The sequence below is a fragment of the Sagittula sp. genome (assembly GCF_052825245.1).
Map to the genome: position 1 here is coordinate 43,151 of NZ_JBRBWD010000037.1, position 16,955 is coordinate 60,105.

The 16,955-nt window shown below is 67.3% G+C and carries 17 protein-coding genes; 5 read left to right on the forward strand and 12 right to left on the reverse strand.

Features of this window, described 5'->3' with window-relative positions:
- Positions 1 to 13 precede the first annotated feature (13 nt).
- From ACU0DV_RS16690 to ACU0DV_RS16700, 3 genes are all read right to left on the reverse strand, one after another.
- Entirely contained in the window at positions 14 to 364 is a 351-nt protein-coding gene (locus ACU0DV_RS16690) for a potassium channel family protein (RefSeq protein ID WP_446242305.1), read from the reverse strand.
- The gene (locus ACU0DV_RS16695) at positions 364 to 1,008 is read right to left on the reverse strand and encodes a DsbA family oxidoreductase (protein ID WP_100930656.1); all 645 of its coding nucleotides are present in this window, start codon (positions 1,006 to 1,008) and stop codon (positions 364 to 366) included. The genes ACU0DV_RS16690 and ACU0DV_RS16695 overlap by 1 nt, the downstream gene beginning before the upstream one ends.
- A gap of 92 nt (positions 1,009 to 1,100) precedes the next feature.
- Positions 1,101 to 2,615, reverse strand: coding sequence for a class I adenylate-forming enzyme family protein (locus ACU0DV_RS16700; protein ID WP_446242306.1), 1,515 nt, complete (start codon positions 2,613 to 2,615; stop codon positions 1,101 to 1,103).
- A gap of 91 nt (positions 2,616 to 2,706) precedes the next feature.
- Between ACU0DV_RS16700 and ACU0DV_RS16705 the strand changes: the two genes are divergently transcribed.
- The 3 genes from ACU0DV_RS16705 (at position 2,707) to ACU0DV_RS16715 (ending at position 4,742) form a co-directional block, all read left to right on the forward strand.
- Positions 2,707 to 3,327: a helix-turn-helix domain-containing protein gene (locus ACU0DV_RS16705; RefSeq protein WP_100930654.1), complete on the forward strand. Its 621-nt coding sequence runs from the start codon at positions 2,707 to 2,709 to the stop codon at positions 3,325 to 3,327.
- Between the two features lie 71 nt (positions 3,328 to 3,398).
- Positions 3,399 to 4,172 (forward strand): ZIP family metal transporter, encoded by a 774-nt coding sequence (locus tag ACU0DV_RS16710; RefSeq protein WP_446242307.1) that lies wholly within the window; start codon positions 3,399 to 3,401, stop codon positions 4,170 to 4,172.
- Positions 4,173 to 4,334: 162 nt separating this feature from the next.
- A complete protein-coding gene (locus ACU0DV_RS16715; protein WP_157815074.1) occupies positions 4,335 to 4,742 on the forward strand; it encodes a hypothetical protein in 408 nt (135 codons plus the stop codon).
- Between the two features lie 35 nt (positions 4,743 to 4,777).
- On the opposite strand, the gene ACU0DV_RS16720 is transcribed toward ACU0DV_RS16715, so the two are convergent.
- The 7 genes from ACU0DV_RS16720 to ACU0DV_RS16750 form a co-directional block, all read right to left on the reverse strand.
- Positions 4,778 to 6,052: an MFS transporter gene (locus ACU0DV_RS16720; RefSeq protein WP_446242308.1), complete on the reverse strand. Its 1,275-nt coding sequence runs from the start codon at positions 6,050 to 6,052 to the stop codon at positions 4,778 to 4,780.
- 141 nt (positions 6,053 to 6,193) lie between these two features.
- Positions 6,194 to 7,486: a branched-chain amino acid ABC transporter permease gene (locus ACU0DV_RS16725; protein WP_446242309.1), complete on the reverse strand. Its 1,293-nt coding sequence runs from the start codon at positions 7,484 to 7,486 to the stop codon at positions 6,194 to 6,196.
- Positions 7,483 to 8,493: a branched-chain amino acid ABC transporter permease gene (locus tag ACU0DV_RS16730; protein WP_100930651.1), complete on the reverse strand. Its 1,011-nt coding sequence runs from the start codon at positions 8,491 to 8,493 to the stop codon at positions 7,483 to 7,485. The genes ACU0DV_RS16725 and ACU0DV_RS16730 overlap by 4 nt, the downstream gene beginning before the upstream one ends.
- 241 nt (positions 8,494 to 8,734) lie before the next feature.
- Positions 8,735 to 9,211: a hypothetical protein gene (locus tag ACU0DV_RS16735; RefSeq protein ID WP_446242310.1), complete on the reverse strand. Its 477-nt coding sequence runs from the start codon at positions 9,209 to 9,211 to the stop codon at positions 8,735 to 8,737.
- A gap of 4 nt (positions 9,212 to 9,215) precedes the next feature.
- Positions 9,216 to 10,049, reverse strand: coding sequence for an ABC transporter ATP-binding protein (locus ACU0DV_RS16740; protein WP_446242311.1), 834 nt, complete (start codon positions 10,047 to 10,049; stop codon positions 9,216 to 9,218).
- A gap of 106 nt (positions 10,050 to 10,155) precedes the next feature.
- A complete protein-coding gene (locus ACU0DV_RS16745) occupies positions 10,156 to 10,941 on the reverse strand; it encodes an ABC transporter ATP-binding protein (protein WP_100930647.1) in 786 nt (261 codons plus the stop codon).
- Positions 10,942 to 11,034: 93 nt separating this feature from the next.
- Positions 11,035 to 12,222: an ABC transporter substrate-binding protein gene (locus ACU0DV_RS16750; RefSeq protein WP_100930646.1), complete on the reverse strand. Its 1,188-nt coding sequence runs from the start codon at positions 12,220 to 12,222 to the stop codon at positions 11,035 to 11,037.
- A gap of 170 nt (positions 12,223 to 12,392) precedes the next feature.
- Between ACU0DV_RS16750 and ACU0DV_RS16755 the strand changes: the two genes are divergently transcribed.
- Positions 12,393 to 13,517 carry a PQQ-dependent sugar dehydrogenase gene (locus ACU0DV_RS16755; RefSeq protein WP_446242312.1) on the forward strand — a complete coding sequence of 375 codons (1,125 nt, stop codon included), beginning with the start codon at positions 12,393 to 12,395 and terminating at the stop codon, positions 13,515 to 13,517.
- On the opposite strand, the gene ACU0DV_RS16760 is transcribed toward ACU0DV_RS16755, so the two are convergent.
- Positions 13,493 to 14,014 carry a GNAT family N-acetyltransferase gene (locus ACU0DV_RS16760; RefSeq protein ID WP_446242313.1) on the reverse strand — a complete coding sequence of 174 codons (522 nt, stop codon included), beginning with the start codon at positions 14,012 to 14,014 and terminating at the stop codon, positions 13,493 to 13,495. The two genes, ACU0DV_RS16755 and ACU0DV_RS16760, sit on opposite strands and share 25 nt — an antisense overlap.
- 282 nt (positions 14,015 to 14,296) lie before the next feature.
- Complete coding sequence (locus tag ACU0DV_RS16765; RefSeq protein ID WP_100930643.1) at positions 14,297 to 15,307, reverse strand: GlxA family transcriptional regulator; 1,011 nt, start codon at positions 15,305 to 15,307, stop codon at positions 14,297 to 14,299.
- A gap of 182 nt (positions 15,308 to 15,489) precedes the next feature.
- Between ACU0DV_RS16765 and ACU0DV_RS16770 the strand changes: the two genes are divergently transcribed.
- On the forward strand, positions 15,490 to 16,860 hold the full coding sequence (locus ACU0DV_RS16770; protein ID WP_370313635.1) for a class II 3-deoxy-7-phosphoheptulonate synthase: 1,371 nt from the start codon (positions 15,490 to 15,492) through the stop codon (positions 16,858 to 16,860).
- Positions 16,861 to 16,955: the final 95 nt, after the last annotated feature.

The window sequence follows — 16,955 nt, forward strand, 5'->3', positions numbered from 1 at the left end:
CACCTCGCAGGCGTCAGCGGCGGTCCGGCGGATCATCATCATTGGCAGCATTCTCTTCGCTGGTGTCGAGCCGCGCGATCAGCCATTCCGTGTGCTCCTCGCGCTTGCGCATGGCGTATTGCCCGAACTGCTGGATCGCAACCGCGAAAATCCCCAGACCCACGAGGATGAACACCGTGGTGCCGATCTTGCCGACGGCGGTGGCGGGAACAAGCTCACCGTAGCCCACGGTCGACAGCGTCACCACGGTGAAGAAATAGCTGTCCAGCCAGCTCCAGCCCTCGACCCGGTGGAAGAACACCGTGCCGGTGGCGATGATCGCCGCCAGCGTCAGGATCAGGGTGAGCCAGCGCAGCCTCTGCATCACGCGCTCGGGTCGGCCCCGCTGCGCAGCTCTTCGATCACCTTCGCCCAAAGCTCCGGCGGCTGCGCACCCGGCACGGCATGTTTCTGCGCCACCACGAAGGTCGGGACGGAGGTCACGCCCATCCCGCGCGCCGTGGCGTCCTGTTCGACGATCTCCTTGCGGTCCGAGTCGGAGTTCATCAGCCGCATGACCAACGCCGCGTCCATGCCCATGCTGTCGGCGATGTCGGCCAGCGTCTCGCGGTCGCCGATGTCGCGGCCGTCGACGAAATAGGCCCGGAACAGCGCCGAGACGACGGGCGTCTGCCGCCCCTCGATCCCCGCCCAGTGGATCAGCCGCTGCGCGTCGATGGTCGAGGGCGTGCGCGCGATCCGGTCGAGGTTGATCGTCAGTCCGGCCTTCTTCGCGTGCTCCTCCACCGGCAGGTAGGCCTTTACCGCGCCCTCCTGTCCGCCGAACTTGCCTTCGAGGTATTCCCGCCGGTCCATGCCTTCCTGCGGCATTGCCGGGTTCAGCATGAACGGCAGCCAGCGGATGCGGAACGGGTGATCGGGATGCGCCTCGAGCGCCCGGTCGAGATAGGCCTTGCCGATGTAGCACCACGGGCAGATCGGGTCGGAAAAGATATCGAGTTGTACCATGAGACCTCCAGTCCCGGTCTCTTAGCAGCCACGCACCGCGGTGGCGAGACCGCGTTGCACGGCGCTGTGTCACGGCCCCGAGGGGCGCGCGGTCACGCCGGATCGGGCCGTCGCAGCGCCTTGCGGATCAGCTTGCCGTTGGGATTGCGGGGCAGGGCGTCCAGCCGGATGAAGGTGCGCGGGCACTTGTACCGCGCCAGCCGCTCCGCGGCCGCGGCCTTCAGCGCCTCTTCGTCCAGCGCGTCGGGCGCGGTGTAGAACGCCGCGATCACCCGCACGTCGTCCTTCACCTGCAGGTCCGTGACCGCCAGTTCAATCACCCCCGGCAGTCCTGCCAGCGCCGCCTCCACCTCAAGGGGAGAGACCCGGTAGCCGCCCGCGTTCATCATGTCGTCCGACCGCCCGAGGTAGGAAATCTGGTCGTCTTCGTCCATCGCGCCAAGGTCGCCGGTCATGAACCAGTCGCCGGTGAACTTCTCCGCCGTGGCCTCCTCCGCGCCCACGTACCCCAGCATCAGCCCCGGGTCGTCGCGGTGGATGGCGATGGTGCCGGGTGTGCCCCGGCCGACCGGCACGCCCGCCTCGTCGACGATGGCAAGGTGACGGCCCGCCTGCGGACGGCCCAGCGTGCCGGGGGCGGAGGGCCGCGCCGGCGCGTTGGAGATGAAGGTCGAACATTCCGACATGCCGTAGGCTTCGAATATCTCCGTCCCCGTCGCGGCGCGCCAGCCGTCCCGGATCGCCTCCGACAGCTTTTCGCCCGCCGCCAGCCCGTGCCGGAGGCGCGGCATCGGCACCACCGGGAACTTGAGGATCTGCCTGTAAACGCCCGGCGCGGCTGCGAAAATCGTCGCATCGTTGCGCTTCATCAGCAGCGGCAGCTGCGCCGCATCGGTGCCCGCCGCGGGGATCAGCGCCGTGGCCCCCATGGTCCAGGGGTCCATCAGCCCGGTGCCCAGCGTGAAGGTCCAGTTGAAGGCGCCCGCGTGCAGCAGCCGGTCCTCCGGCCCCAGCCCGTACCAGCCCTCCATCATCATCTGCCGCGCCCAGATCGCCCGGTGCGCATGGCCCACGGCCCGCGGCGTACCGGAAGTGCCGGAGGTGTAGACGATGTAGGCCAGCCACTCCGGATCGCCCATGGCATAATCGGCGGGCGGCAGATCGTGCCAGCCCTCGTAGACCTCGGGCCCGAAGACCGGCACGGTGGTCCCGGGGCAGGGCACGCCCTCCGCCCTCAGGATCGCCGCCGGCGACAGATGGTCGAGGATCTTCTGCACCTCCGGCGCGGTCAGCTGCGAGGAGGACGGCACCGGGACCACGCCCGCGGCAATCGCGCCAAGGTAGGCGATCGGGAAATCCACCGTGTTCCCCAGCCGCATCAGCAGCACGTCGCCGGGGCGAAGGCCCGCCTCCAGCAACCCGGTCGCCGTGCCGCGCACCGCCGCGATCAGCCGCCCGTAGGACCAGCGCTGCGCGCCCGTGGGCCGGACCACCGACAGCGCGATCTTGTCCGGTGACAGCGCACCCGCGGCCAAGACATGCGCGGCAAGGTTGAACGGCGCGGGGCATGGCGCAAAGGCGCCCTGATCGAAGACGGAGGCTTTCATGATGGATGGAGTAAGTCCGCCGCCCGCCGCTTGCAAGGGTGGCCCCGCGCTCCTATAGAAGGGCGCCACACCGGAGGCCGTCATCCAAGCCATGTCCAACGACCCGAAATCCCTGATCCGCATCGCGCGCGAAACCGGCCCCGAGACGGTGGCAGAGCCGCTCGACCTCGGCCTCCGGGTACGCGAACTCCGCAAGGAAAAGGACTGGACGCTCGAACAGGCGGCGAAGAAGGCCGGGCTCGCCCGCTCCACGCTGTCGAAGATCGAGAACGGGCAGATGTCGCCCACCTACGACGCGCTGAAGAAGCTGGCCACGGGGCTGGAAATCTCCGTCCCGCAGCTCTTCACGCCGCCCGTCCAGGCGCAGGCCAACGGCCGCATGGCGGTGACCCGCGTGGAAGAGGGCCGGCACCTCGCCACCGCCACCTACGAACACGACCTGCTGGCGGAATCGCTCAGCCGCAAGAAGATGCTGCCCTACCGCGCCCGCGTCCGCGCCCGCACGCTGGAGGAATTCGACGGCTGGGTGCGCCACGACGGCGAGGAATTCCTCTACGTTCTGACCGGGGTGGTCCGCCTTTACACCGAGTTCTACGAGCCGGTGGAGATGAAGCGCGGCGACAGCGCCTATTACGACGCGACCATGGGGCACAACGTCGTCTCGGTCTCGCCGGAGGATGCGACGATCCTCTGGGTCACCTCGCTGGCCTGAACGCGGACACACAGGATGCAGCTTGCCCTCCGACCGCTTTGCGCCACCTCCTGCGCGACACCGGAGACAAGATGACCCCCCTCGCCACAGCCCTCCTTGGCGGCGCGATTGCCGCGCTGGCCACCACCTCGGGCGCCATTCCCGCCGTGATCGGCAAGCGGATGACCCGCGCCACCTCCGACCTGATGCTGGGCTTTGCCGCGGGCGTCATGCTGTCGGCGGCCTATTTCTCGCTGATCCTGCCGGGGATCGAACGCGCGCAGGAGCAGACCGGCTCCGTCTGGCTCGCGGCGGCCATCGCGGCGGCGGGCGTGTCGCTCGGCGCGGGGTTCGTCTGGCTGCTGAACGCCAAGATCCCGCATGAACACTTCAAGTCCGGCCCGGAAGGCGGCGCCGACAAGGCCACGGTCGCGCGCATCTGGCTCTTCATCCTCGCGATCACCATCCACAACTTCCCCGAGGGCCTGTCCATCGGCGTGGCCTTCGGCGTCGACCAGGCCAAGGGCCTGTCGGTGATGACCGGCATCTCGCTTCAGGACATCCCCGAGGGGCTGGCCGTCGCCGTCGCCCTGACCGGCCTCGGCTATTCCCGCTGGAAGGCGCTCGGCGTCACGGCAATGACCGGCGCGGTGGAGATCGTGGGCGCGGGCCTCGGCGCGGCGGCGGTCAGCGTCTCCGCCTCGCTCCTGCCTTGGGGCCTGACCTTCGCGGCAGGCGCCATGCTGTTCATCATCAGCCACGAGATCGTCCCCGAAACCCACCGTCATGGCCATCAGGACAAGGCGACACTGGGCTTCATCGTCGGACTGGTGCTGATGATGTTCCTCGACGTGACGCTGGGGTAGGGGCGGCGAAGGTATCCCGAGAACGGGGTTTGTGACGGTCTGGTTGCAGATAGGAAACACGGACCGAAAGGGCTCACGACACCTATTGTTTTTCCGAGACCTTTCCGGAAATTTGGTGTGCGAAGTCCTCGCCGAGGACGATTTCCGAAAGACGAAAGACCAATGAACGTTTCCAGATTTTCCGTAAGTATTTCGATGCTTGTGCTGCTGACTGCATGCAGTGGTACCATGCAGGGCGTGATCCGTGGAGAGGGCACGCCCGTGGTGTTCGAATACGAACAGGGCATGGATCGCGATTTCTACACCACAACGATTGACGGAGAGAAGTTCAGCGGTCACGCCGTCGATGTCGGTGCGACAAGCGGCATCGGAAATGTCTTCACCGGAAACGGTGTGCAGAACGTGTTCACGACCACCTCCAGCGGCAATTTCGTTGCCGTCCTGCTGGGAGACAAGGGCTCGAGCATGAGATGTGAAATGAATTACGCTGACAGCAGCGGAATGACCTCGTCCGGCGGTGTCGGCCGTTGCGAGATAAGCGACGGGCGTGTCATCGACATAACCTGGTAAGCGCGCAGATTGCAGCGGGCGGCCGCATGCCGCCCTCACCCCGGCACGGTCTCGCCCTCTGCCTCGCGTTCCGCCTCTGCCTGTTCGGCGGCCCAGGCGCCCGCGGCCTCCACCGCGACCGGCGAGGACATGGGCAGGACGCCGAGGTAGCTGTCGGTCTCCGCAACCGGCGTCACCGCGCGCTGTGCCATGCGGTAGAGCGCGTAGAGCGCCACGGCCCCGAAGGTCACCGCCAGCACAAGCCAGAAGGCGAAGGGCCCGAAGCCCTGCATCGCCCAGCCGGTGATCAGCGGCCCGGCGATGGCGCCCAGCCCGAAGGTGAACACAAGCCCGCCGGAGGCCGCGGGCATCTCCTCGGTCGTCAGGAAGTCGTTGGTATAGGCCAGGAACAGCGCGTAAAGCGGCGTCGTGACGCCTCCGGCCAGAAAGGCCGCGGCCATCAGTGCCCGGCGGTCCGTGCCGTAGCCCCAGCCCAGCAGGCAGGCGGCGGCGCCCACCACCGCCGCGCCGAAGATCAGCTTGCGGCGGTCCATGCGGTCCGACAGCCAGCCGAACGGGTATTGCAGCACCAGCGCCCCGGCAAACAGCATCGCGATGAACAGCGAGATCAGGTTGGCCGACATGCCGATCTGCGTGCCAAAGACCGCGCCCATCCCCGACTGCGTGGCGTAGAGCCCGCCCAGCAGGAAGGTGCCCACAACGCCCAGCGGCGAGCTGACGAAGAGCTGCCTCAGCGACATGGGCTTTGCCACCTCGACCACCGGCGCGGGCGAGATGCTGAGCAGGATCGGCGCGAAGGAGATCGACACAAGGATCGACGCCCCGATGAACAGCGCCGCCGTGCCCGCGTCGCCCAGCGTCAGCAGACCCTGCGCACCGATGATCCCCAGCGTCTGGGCGATCATGTAGGCCGACAGCACCTTGCCGCGCGTCTCGTTGGTGGCGGCGTTGTTCAGCCAGCTTTCGGCGGCGACATAGATCCCGGACATGCAGAAGCCGAGGATCACCCGCAGGATCGTCCAGGCCCACGGCTCCGCCAGCAGGGTCAGGGCGATCAGCCCGGCGGACATGAAGCTGCCGAGCGCCGCAAAGACCCGCACGTGTCCGACCCGCCGGATCAGCACCGGGGCAAACCGCGCGCCCGACAGGAACCCCATGAAATAGCCCGAGGTGACGATGGCCAGCTCGCCCGCCGAAAACCCCTCGATCCCGCCGCGCAGGCCGATCAGGGTGAAATGCATGCCGTTGCCCAGCATGATGAAGACGATGCCGATCAGCAGCGCCCAGATCGTAGCAAGGACCTGAAGCATGGGATGACCTTTCGCGCGTCGGGGTTCGGACCTTCCCGCAGCCTACAGGCCAAAGGCCACCGGCGCGAAGGATTCATCCCCGCGCCGGCCTCCGTTTGCGACAAATCATGTCTCTTGCTGACTATGACGCCACCGGCGCCGTCACCGTTCGGGCAGCAGGCCCCTCGGGCTGAAGCGCAGCACCAAGAGCAGGATCACCCCCATGGTCAGAAGCCGCATGTGCTGCACCGAATCCAGCAGATGCGCCTTCAGCCAGGACCCGTCCGCCATGCCCGCGGTCAGAAGCGACATCAGCGACTGGCCCAGCGGCTCCACCTGCACCCAGAAGAACCAGATCAGCATGCCGCCCAGCACGGCGCCCAGGTTGTTGCCCGAACCGCCGACGATGACCATCACCCAGATCAGGAAGGTGTAGCGCAGCGGCTGGTAGGTCGTGGGCGTCAGCTGCCCGTCGAGCGTGGTCATCATCGCCCCGGCGATCCCGCAGATCGCGGACCCCAGCACAAAGACCTGCAGGTGGCGGTAGGTCACGTCCTTGCCCATCGCGCGGGCCGAGACCTCGTTGTCGCGGATCGCCCGCATCATCCGGCCCCAGGGCGATTTCAGCGCCAGCTGCGCCAGCACCAGCAGCACGACCAGCACGGCGGCGAACATCAGCGAATAGCCGAGCTTCACGTAGATCGTCGAGGCCGTCGCCGGATCGAGGCCAAGGCCCGCCGCCTGCTCGACAAAGGCCGGATCGGCCTGCAGGTCGGTCTCGTAGGGGACGGGGCGGGGCAGGCCGTTGACGTTCTTCACGCCGCGCGACAGCCACTCCTCGTTCTTCATGATCGCGATGATGATCTCGGAGATGCCCAGCGTCGCGATGGCGAGGTAGTCGGACCGCAGCCCCAGCGCCGTCTTGCCGATCACCCAGGCCGCGCCGGCCGCCAGCAGGCCGCCCATCGGCCAGGCCAGCACCACCGGCAGGCCCAGCCCCCCTAGGAATCCGGTGCCCGCGGGGTTCACCGCCTCGATGGCATTGACCGCGTCGTCCCGCACCCAGCGATAAAGGAAGAAGCCTGCGATCAGCACCAGCGCCACCAGCCAGCCTTTGCGCGACCGCTTCCACAGCATGGCCGAGACGGCGATGACCGCGGTGCCCACCACCAGCGCCAGAAGCGCCCGCGGCCCGCCCGCGGCCCAGGCCTCCGGCACCGGCGAGACGGAGGTCAGCACCACCGCAAGCCCGCCCAGCGCGACGAAGCCCATGACACCCACGTTGAACAGCCCGGCGATGCCCCACTGCAGGTTCACGCCCAGCGCCATGATCGCGCTGACCAGCCCCATGTTCAGGATCACAAGCGCGGTGTTCCAGCTCTGGTAGAAGCCGGTGAACAGGATCAGCCCGGCCACGAGAGCGAAGAGAAGGACGGTCTTCAACGACTGGTTCATACCGATTTCCCCTTGAAGAGGCCCGTGGGGCGGAACAGCAGGACGATCACCAGGATCATGAAGCTGACCGCGAACTTGTATTCGGTGGCCAGGAGCTGCACGAGGCCGGAGGGCTCCAGCGCCTCGGGCATCATGTAGCCCAGCACCTTCTTCCATGCGTAGGTGATGCCCACCTCGCTGAACGCGATGACAAACCCGCCCGCGATGGCGCCCAGCGGCGAACCCAGCCCGCCCACGATGGCCGAGGCGAAGATCGGCAGCAGGAGCTGGAAGTAGGTGAAGGGCTTGTACGACTTGTCGAGCCCGTAAAGCACGCCCGCCACGGTGATCAGCCCGGCCACGATCAGCCATGTCACCATCACCACCCGCTCGGGGTTGATGCCGGACAGGAGCGCCAGGTCCTCGTTGTCGGAATAGGCGCGCATCGACTTGCCGGTGCGCGTGCGGTTCAGGAACCAGAACAGCACCGCCACCACGACGACCGCCACCACCACCGTGATCGCCTGCGTCGTCTTCAGGCCCAGCCCTTCGGCCAGGCCCGTGGCGCGCTTGAAGTCGCCGGCCGAGATGATGAACCGCTCGCCATCGGCAAAGATCTGGTCGTCCGCCCCCAGAACGAAGCGCGTCAGCCCGTTGTAGATGAACATCACCCCGATCGAGACCATGACGAAGATGATCGGCTTGGCCTTCTGCGCCCGGTAGAAGCGATAGACCACCCGGTCGGTCAGCAGCACCAGCACCGCCGTCCCTGCGATCCCGAAGGGTATGGCCAGCAGCGCCGTGGGCAGCGGGCCCAGCCCGATCCCCCAGCTCTGGAACAGCCAGGTCACGAGGATCGTCACCATCGTGCCGAAGGCCATCGTGTCGCCATGGGCGAAGTTGGAAAACCGCAGGATGCCGTAGATCAGCGTCACCCCCAGCGCGCCCAGCGCAAGCTGGCTGCCATAGGCGATGGCCGGGATCAGCACGAAGTTCGACAGCGCCACCAAAGCGTTCAGCAGGTCCATCAGGACAATCCCTCCATGTCGCAGGTGCGGTACAGCGTGACGCCCCCTAAGCCGGTCGGGCCCGGCCTCTCAAGGTCGTTGCGCGCGCCCAAGTGGAACGCGCCGTTTTCAAAGAGGGCGAAGGCCCGCAGGGGCCGCCCGACGGTCTCAGCGTCCATGCCGGACGGCCGCGCCGCGCCCGCGCGGGCCGCGGGCATGTGCACGGGCGCTACGCCCCCGGAAACCGGTTGCCACGCCGCCCTCATTCCGCCGCCTCGCAGCGTCCGAGGTAGCTCACCATCATCGGCCCCTCCGCGTAATGCACCGTGTAGCGCACGTCGCCCGCCTCGGAGATCGTCAAGAGGTGGCGCGCGTCGAAGTCGCCGCCGGACAGCGACAGCCGCCCGCCGTCCTTCGCCCCCACCATGAAGACCGTCCCGGCATCGGCGATCAGGTTCGCCTCCACCATCATCACGGACGGGTCCATCCCGCCGGCACGGGCGTCCAGCAGGGGCGCAAAGCCGCCGTCGCTGCAGGCCTCGTCCTCGTAACACTCGCGTTCGAACCGGCACGCGAGGCGGATGTCCTCCTGCACCGGCGCATCGGTCACGGTCAGCATCGTGCCGGTATCCTCGCCAGCCTCACCGCCAGCACCCCCGCCATGCTCCTGCGCAAAGACGGGCAGGGCGGCGACGATCAGCGCCAGCGCGCCCAGCTTCTCTGCTTTGCAAATACTCAAACCGTCACCCCCCGAGAAAGCTCTTGCGCACTTCGGGGTCGGCGAGCAGTTCGCGGCCCGTGCCGGTGTAGGCGTTGGCACCCTGCACCAGGACATAGCCCTTGTCCGCGATCTCCAGCGCCTGCCGGGCGTTCTGCTCCACCATCAGGATGGAGATGCCGGTGCGCGCCACCTCGATGATCCGGTCGAAAAGCTCGTCCATCACGATGGGCGACACGCCCGCCGTCGGCTCGTCCAGCATCAGGACGGTGGGCTTGGTCATCAGCGCGCGGCCCACGGCCACCTGCTGCCGCTGCCCGCCCGACAGCTCGCCCGCCGGCTGGCGGCGCTTCTCGCGCAGGATCGGGAACAGGTCGTAGACCTGCTCCATCGTGGTCCGGTAATCGTCGGTGCGGATGAAGGCGCCCATCTCCAGGTTCTCTTCCACCGTCATCGAGGTGAAGATGTTCGAGGTCTGCGGCACGAACCCCATGCCCCGCGCCACCCGGTCCTGCGGCGTCAGCTGGGTGATGTCGTGGCCGTCCAGCCGCACGGCGCCCGACCGCACGTCCAGCATGCCGAAGACCGCCTTCATCGCCGTGGACTTGCCCGCGCCGTTGGGGCCGACGATCACCGCGATCTCGCCCTTTTCGACGGCGATGGTGCAGTCGTGCAGGATGTCCGGCCCCTTGCCGTAGCCGCCGGTCATGCTGTCGCCGATCAGGAACGGCCCGCCGGGCGCATCCGTCACCGCGCCGGAGCGCCGGGTCGGATCGACCGTGCCCTCGCCGCCGCGCCGGGTGATCGACGCATCGTGGTTGCCGCGGTCGTCCTGGTAGAACCCGTCCTCGCCACTCATGCGCGCCCCCCGGTATCCGTCGTGTGCAGGTGCCCGGCCGCGCAGACGGCGCCCGTGCCGCCGGTGCAGGCCTTTCGCCGGTGACGGCGTGTTGCGAAAACCGCCCTCATTCCTGCGCCACCTTGTCCTTGTTCTTCAGGCCGGTGCCCAGATAGGCCTCGATCACCTGCTCGTTGGCCTTGATCTCGTCCAGCGTGCCCTCGGCCAGCTTCTTGCCTTCCGCCATGACGATCACCGGGTCGCAGATGCGGCCGATGAAATCCATGTCGTGCTCGATCACGCAGAAGGTATAGCCGCGCTCGCGGTTCAGCCGCACGATGGTGTCGGCGATGGTGTTCAGGAGCGTGCGGTTCACGCCCGCGCCCACCTCGTCGAGGAAGACGATCTTGGCATCCACCATCATCGTCCGCCCCAGCTCCAGCAGCTTCTTCTGGCCGCCGGAAATGGCCCCGGCGGGATGATCGGCCAGATGCGAGATTGTCAGGAAATCAAGCACTTCGTCGGCCATCCTGCGCAGCGCGCGCTCTTCCTCGGCGATGCGCTTGCGGCCGATCCAGGTGTTCCACAGCGTCTCGCCCGACTGCCCGCCCGGAACCATCATCAGGTTCTCGCGGCAGGTCATGGACGAGAATTCATGCGCGATCTGGAAGGTCCGGAGCAGCCCCTTGTGGAACAGCTCGTGCGGCGGCAGGCCGGTGATGTCCTCGCCGTCCATCGTCACCTTGCCCGAGGTCGGCGGCAGCGCGCCCGCGATCACGTTGAACAGCGTCGTCTTGCCCGCGCCGTTCGGCCCCACGAGGCCCGTGATCGACCCCTTGGCGATCTCCAGCGAAGCGCCGTCCACGGCGCGGAAGGCACCGAAATGACGGTGCAGGTTCTCCACCTTTATCAATGAACGTCCCCCGTGGCACGCACATCAAGTGCGCCCCATAAAGCATTGAAGCCGCACGGAAAAATTCCGGACGGCCCCAAGTTTCGCCCTGGCTTACTTGAACTCGACGGTCTCTGCCGCGCCGCCGGTGACGGTGTAGTGACGGTACGAACCCGCCGCTTCGCCTTCACCGATCAGCTCGACGCCGGATGCACCGACGTAGTCGATGTCGCCGCCGTTCTTCAGGATTTCCAGCGCCTTGCCCAGCTCACCCGGCAGGATCGGCTCGCCGGGGGCGTTGGCCACATCCATCAGGTTCGCGGCCACGGCTTCGGAGGTCGCCTCGCCGCCCTTCGCCATCGCCAGCGCGATCAGCGCCGCCGCGTCGTAGGATTCGCGGGTATAGGAGGACGCCGCGTCGATGCCCGCATCGCCGGCCACCTTGTCGAACGCTTCCGCGCCTTCGCCCTGTGCCCAGGGCGAGGTCCCGAAGGAGCCTTCCAGCGCGTCGGACTGCTCGGAGAACAGCGTGTCGCCGTACATGCCGTCGCCCATGATGTACATGTCGAAGGCACCGGTGTCGTAGGACGCCTGGATCATGCCCTTGCCGCCCTGGTCGGTGTAGCCGAACACCGCCAGCGCGTCGCCGCCGGCAGACGCCAGCGCGCCGATCTCGGCGGAATAGTCCGCCTTGCCGTCGTCATGCGGCGCGGACAGGGTCACTTCGCCCTCGAAGTTCTCCGCGAAGGCATCGGCCAGGCCCTTGCCGTAGTCGTTGTTGGTGTAGGTCACCGCGACCGAGGAGATGCCCTTTTCCTTCAGGATCTCGGCGATCACCGCACCCTGGCGCGCATCGGACGGCGCGGTGCGGAAGAACAGGCCGTTGTCCTCGGCGGTCGACAGCGCCGGAGAGGTCGCGGACGGCGACACCATCGGGATGCCGTTCGGCACGGCCACGTTGGACAGCACGGCGCCGGTCACGCCGGAGCAGTCCGCGCCCATGATCGCCACGACGCCCTCGGAGGTCACCAGACGCTCGGCGGCGGCGGTTGCGGCGGCAGCGTCGACGCAGGTCGAATCCGCGCGCACCGGTGCCAGCGTCATGCCGTCAAGGAACATGCCGCTCTCGTTCACTTCGGTCAGCGCCAGCTCGGCGCTGTCGGCCATGGCCGGCGTGATGGATTCGATCGGCCCGGTGAAGCCCAGGATGATCCCGATCTTGACTTCGGACATGTGGCTCTCGGCGTGGGCGGCCCCAGAAGCAAGGGCGGCTGCAGACGCGGCAAGAAGCAGTTTTTTCATTGTTCAACTCCCGTGTTGGATCTGTTGTCCAGCGCAAAGGCTATGCGGCGGATCGGGAAATGAAAAGCCCCGCCAGAAGGTCACGTATGGGAAATCGCAGCGTGAACAGTCTTGCTCGGTCCCGGAAACGGCCCACTTCGAGGAAAGGACCCAAGCCCAGGAGGCAGCACATGCGCGCGTTGACCCACACCGGACTTCTGACCCTCATCCTCTGCCAGCCCGCGCTGGCCCAGACGACGGCCCAGACGGCGGGCCAGACCATAGACACCGCCGCCGGGCCGATGACCGTCCAGCCGGTGGTGCAGGGGCTCGACGGGCCGTGGGCCTTCGACACGCTGCCCGACGGCACCATCCTGATCACGGAGATCGGCGGCAGCCTCCTGTCGGTCCGGGGCGGCAGCGCCACCCGTGTCTCCGGCCTGCCGGGCGACATCGCGGTGGGCGGGCAGGGTGGCCTGCTCGACATCCTCGTGCCAAGCGATTTCTCAAACAACCGCACGCTCTTCCTGAGCTACGCCAAGGCGCAGGGCCGCGGCGCGGGCACGGCGGTCTACCGCGCCACCCTCTCCGACGACGGCACCGCGCTGGAAGGGGGCGAGGTGATCTTCGAGATGGCCCCGGGCGACAGCACCGGGCGGCACTTCGGCTCCCGCCTTGTCGAAGGGCCGGGGGACACACTCTTCGTCACCATCGGCGAACGCGGCGACCGGCCTGCCGCGCAGGACCTGTCCCGCCACAACGGCTCGGTGATCCGCATCAACCGCGACGGCAGCGTGCCCCCTGACAACCCCTTTGTCGGGCAGGACGGCGCGCAGCCCGAGATCTGGTCCTACGGCCACCGCAACCCGCAGGGCGCGGCGATGGACGCCTCCGGCCAGCTCTGGGTCAACGAACACGGCGCGCAGGGCGGGGATGAGGTCAACCGGGTGCAGAAGGGCGCCAACTACGGCTGGCCCGTCATCTCCTACGGCCGTCATTACAGTGGCGCAAAGATCGGCGAGGGCACGGCGCAGGACGGCATGGAACAGCCCGTCCACTACTGGGACCCCTCCATCGCGCCCTCCGGCATGGTGTTCTACGATGGCGCCGTGTCGGACTGGCAAGGCAACGCCTTCGTCGGCTCGCTGAAGTTCGACTACATCGCCCGCCTCGCAGGCGACTCGATGACAGAGGTGGAACAGATCGACCTCTCCGACACGGGCCGCATCCGCGACGTGGGGCAGGGGCCGGATGGCCTGCTGTGGTTCCTCTCGGAATACGAGGGCGGTCTCTACAGGCTGGTGCCCGAAGGCTGATCCGGGCGGTCGAGCCGGTAATACGCCGTATCCGTCCACTCGACCCCGCCATAGAGGAAGTTCTTCTCCTCCACCCCGGTGCAGATGAAGCCCAGCTTCTCCAGCAGCCGGGAGGAGGCCTCGTTCCTCGGGTCCAGTTCCGCCGTCAGATGCGCCTGCTCCGGCCACCGCGCAAAGGCGCGCGGCAGGATGGCGGACAGCGCCTCGAAGGCAAAGCCGCGCCCCCAGAAGGCGGGCACCACCATGTAGCCGACCTCCGGCCTGTGCCAGACCCCGGCCTTGCCGATGCAGCGCCCGTCGCATTCGAGGACGTATTCCTCCTGCCGGTCCGGGTCCGGGGCGATCAGGGTCTTCAGGATGCGTCCGGTCTGCGCGATGTCGTGATGCGCCGGGCCGCTCCAGTAGCGCATGGCGCGCGGGTCGGAAAACGCCTCGTGCAGCGCCTCGAGGTCGTCGGGCCGCGCATGGCGCAGGATAAGGCGGTCAGTCCGGATCATGGCGACAGGGGTGCCATGCAACGGGGCGGAAGGACAAGTCTCCGGGGCGTTATGCACCCGTCCGGGACGCGGTTAACCGATTTTGACGCAGCGTCACCCTGGGCCCGCGTGAAAAGGTTACCAACCGGCCGTTTCAGGGGGTCGAACCGGCCGGTTCACCCCATAACGCGGCGGTCATCTGCATGAAGATCGGGTAAAGCCGTTAACGAAGCGCCGGATGCGCCACCACCCGTGGTGCGCGCCCGCCGCGTTCATCGCCACGCACGGCCCGTTAACCTCGGTTCAGACCGACAGCCGTGCCGCGTGCGTTCCGCGCTCACGGTAGGGCGTCGTCTCGTAATGGGCGCGGTAGCACTTCGAGAAATGCGAGGGGCTGGCAAAGCCGCAGGCCAGCGCCACGTTGATCACGCTCATGTCGGTCTGCATCAGGAGGTTCCGCGCCTTCTGCAGTCGCAGTTCCATGTAGTAGCGCTTGGGCGAGCGGTTCAGGTAGCGGCGGAACAGCCGTTCGAGCTGCCGGGTCGACATGCCCACGTCCTTGGCCAGCAGGGCCGGGGAAATCGGCTCCTCGATGTTGCTCTCCATCATCTGGATGACCTGGCTCAGCTTCGGATGCCGCACCCCGATCCGCGTCGGCACCGACAGCCGCTGCGTGTCCTGGTCGGTGCGGATCGAGGAATAGATCTGCTGGTCCGCCACGGCGCTGGCCAGTTCCTCGCCATGGTCATTGGCGATGATCTGCAGGAACAGGTCGATGGAGGACGTCCCGCCGGCGGTCGTCATCCGCGTCCCGTCGATGGCAAAGACCGACTTGGTCAAAAAGACGTCCTCGAATTCCTCCGAAAAGCTGTCCTGGTTCTCCCAGTGGATCGTGGCCTTCTTGCCGTCCAGAAGTCCTGCCTTTGCAAGGGGATAGGCGGCGGTGCACAGCCCGCCCACATGCAGGCCGCGGCGCGCCTCGCGCCTCAGCCAGGAAATCAGCCGCTTGGTCGTGGCCTTCTGAACGTTGGCGCCGCCGCACAGCACCACAGTGTCGTCGCGGTGCAGCTCGTCTAGGTCGCCGTCAAGCTGGAACACCGTCCCGGTGGAGCACGAAACCGTCGCGCCACCCTCGCCGATAACCCGCCATTCATAGAGCTTCTTCGCCGACATCCGGTTCGCCAGCCTCAGGCAATCCATGGCGGCGGCAAAGGACAGCAGCGTGAAATCCTCCAGCAGCACAAAGACGAACCGGCGCGGTTTCGCAGGCACGTTCTCGATCTCGACGATCTGTCGCTGGTTCGGCGGCAGCATGGGAAGCCTCATGAGCTTGGGGCCGGATCCGGCGCAAGTGGTGCGGCTCAGATGGGCAGAAGGGACCGCCAGCGTCAAGAGATGTCGCGAAAAACACGACTGGCCAGCAGAGGAAGGCTCGCCTATAACGCGGAACCGTCAAAACGCAGACCGTTCAAGGAACGACAACCGGAGTAGATCAAATGACCGAGTGGCAGAAATCGAACTGGCGCGCACTCCCGCGGGTTCAGATGCCCGAGTATACGGACGCCGAGGCGCTGCATGCCGTCGAGGCACAGCTGGCAAAGTATCCTCCGCTGGTCTTTGCCGGTGAAGCCCGCCGCCTGAAGTCCCTTCTGGGCGCCGCCGGCCGCGGCGAGGCCTTCCTTCTGCAGGGCGGCGACTGCGCCGAATCCTTCGACCAGTTCAGCGCGAACGCCATCCGCGACACCTTCAAGGTGATGCTGCAGATGGCCATGGTGCTGACCTTCGGCGCCAAGGTGCCGGTGGTGAAGGTGGGCCGCATGGCCGGCCAGTTCGCCAAGCCGCGCTCGGCTCCGACCGAGGTGGTGGATGGCGTCGAGCTGCCCAGCTACCGCGGCGACATCATCAACGATCTGCCCTTCACCCCCGAAGCGCGGACCCCGAACCCGCAGAAGATGCTGCAGGCCTACACGCAGGCCGCCGCCACGCTGAACCTGCTGCGCGCGTTCTCCACCGGCGGCTACGCCGACGTGCACCAGGTGCACCAGTGGACGCTGGGCTTCACCGAGGGCGAGAAGGCGGCAAAGTACCGCGACATGGCCTCGCGCATCACCGACACGCTGGACTTCATCCGCGCTGCGGGCGTCTCGAACGAGCAGGCGCACACCCTGCACACGGTCGAATTCTACACCTCGCACGAAAGCCTGCTGCTCGAGTACGAAGAGGCGCTGACCCGGATGGATTCGACCTCCGGCAAGTGGCTCGCGGGCTCCGGCCACATGGTCTGGATCGGTGACCGCACCCGTCAGCCCGACGGTGCGCACGTGGAATTCTGCCGCGGCATCCTGAACCCCGTCGGCCTGAAGTGCGGCCCGACCACCACCGCCGACGATCTCAAGGTGCTGATGTCGAAGCTCAACCCGCAGAACGAGGAGGGCAAGCTGACGCTGATCGCCCGCTTCGGCGCGGGCAAGGTGGCCGAGAACCTGCCGCGCCTCATCAAGGCGGTGCAGGAAGAGGGCGCCAAGGTGACCTGGGTCTGCGACCCGATGCACGGCAACACGATCAAGTCGGCCACCGGCTACAAGACGCGTCCGTTCGACAACGTCCTGCGCGAAGTCCGCGAGTTCTTTGGCGTGCACGAGGCCGAGGGCACCGTCCCCGGCGGCGTGCATTTCGAGATGACCGGCCTCGACGTGACCGAATGCACCGGCGGCGTCCGCGAAGTGACCGAAGAAGACCTGAGCGACCGCTACCACACCGCCTGCGACCCGCGTCTCAACGCCTCGCAGTCGCTGGAACTGGCCTTCCTCGTGGCCGAGGAACTGACTGCCCGCCGCGAGAACGCCGCCGCCGCCGCGCACGGCTGATCGCAGAAGCTGTCGGAAAGAACGAAGGCCGGTCCCCCGGGGGCCGGCCTTTTCCATGTGCGGCCCCCGCCCGAGGCGGCAGGCCGGATGCCACG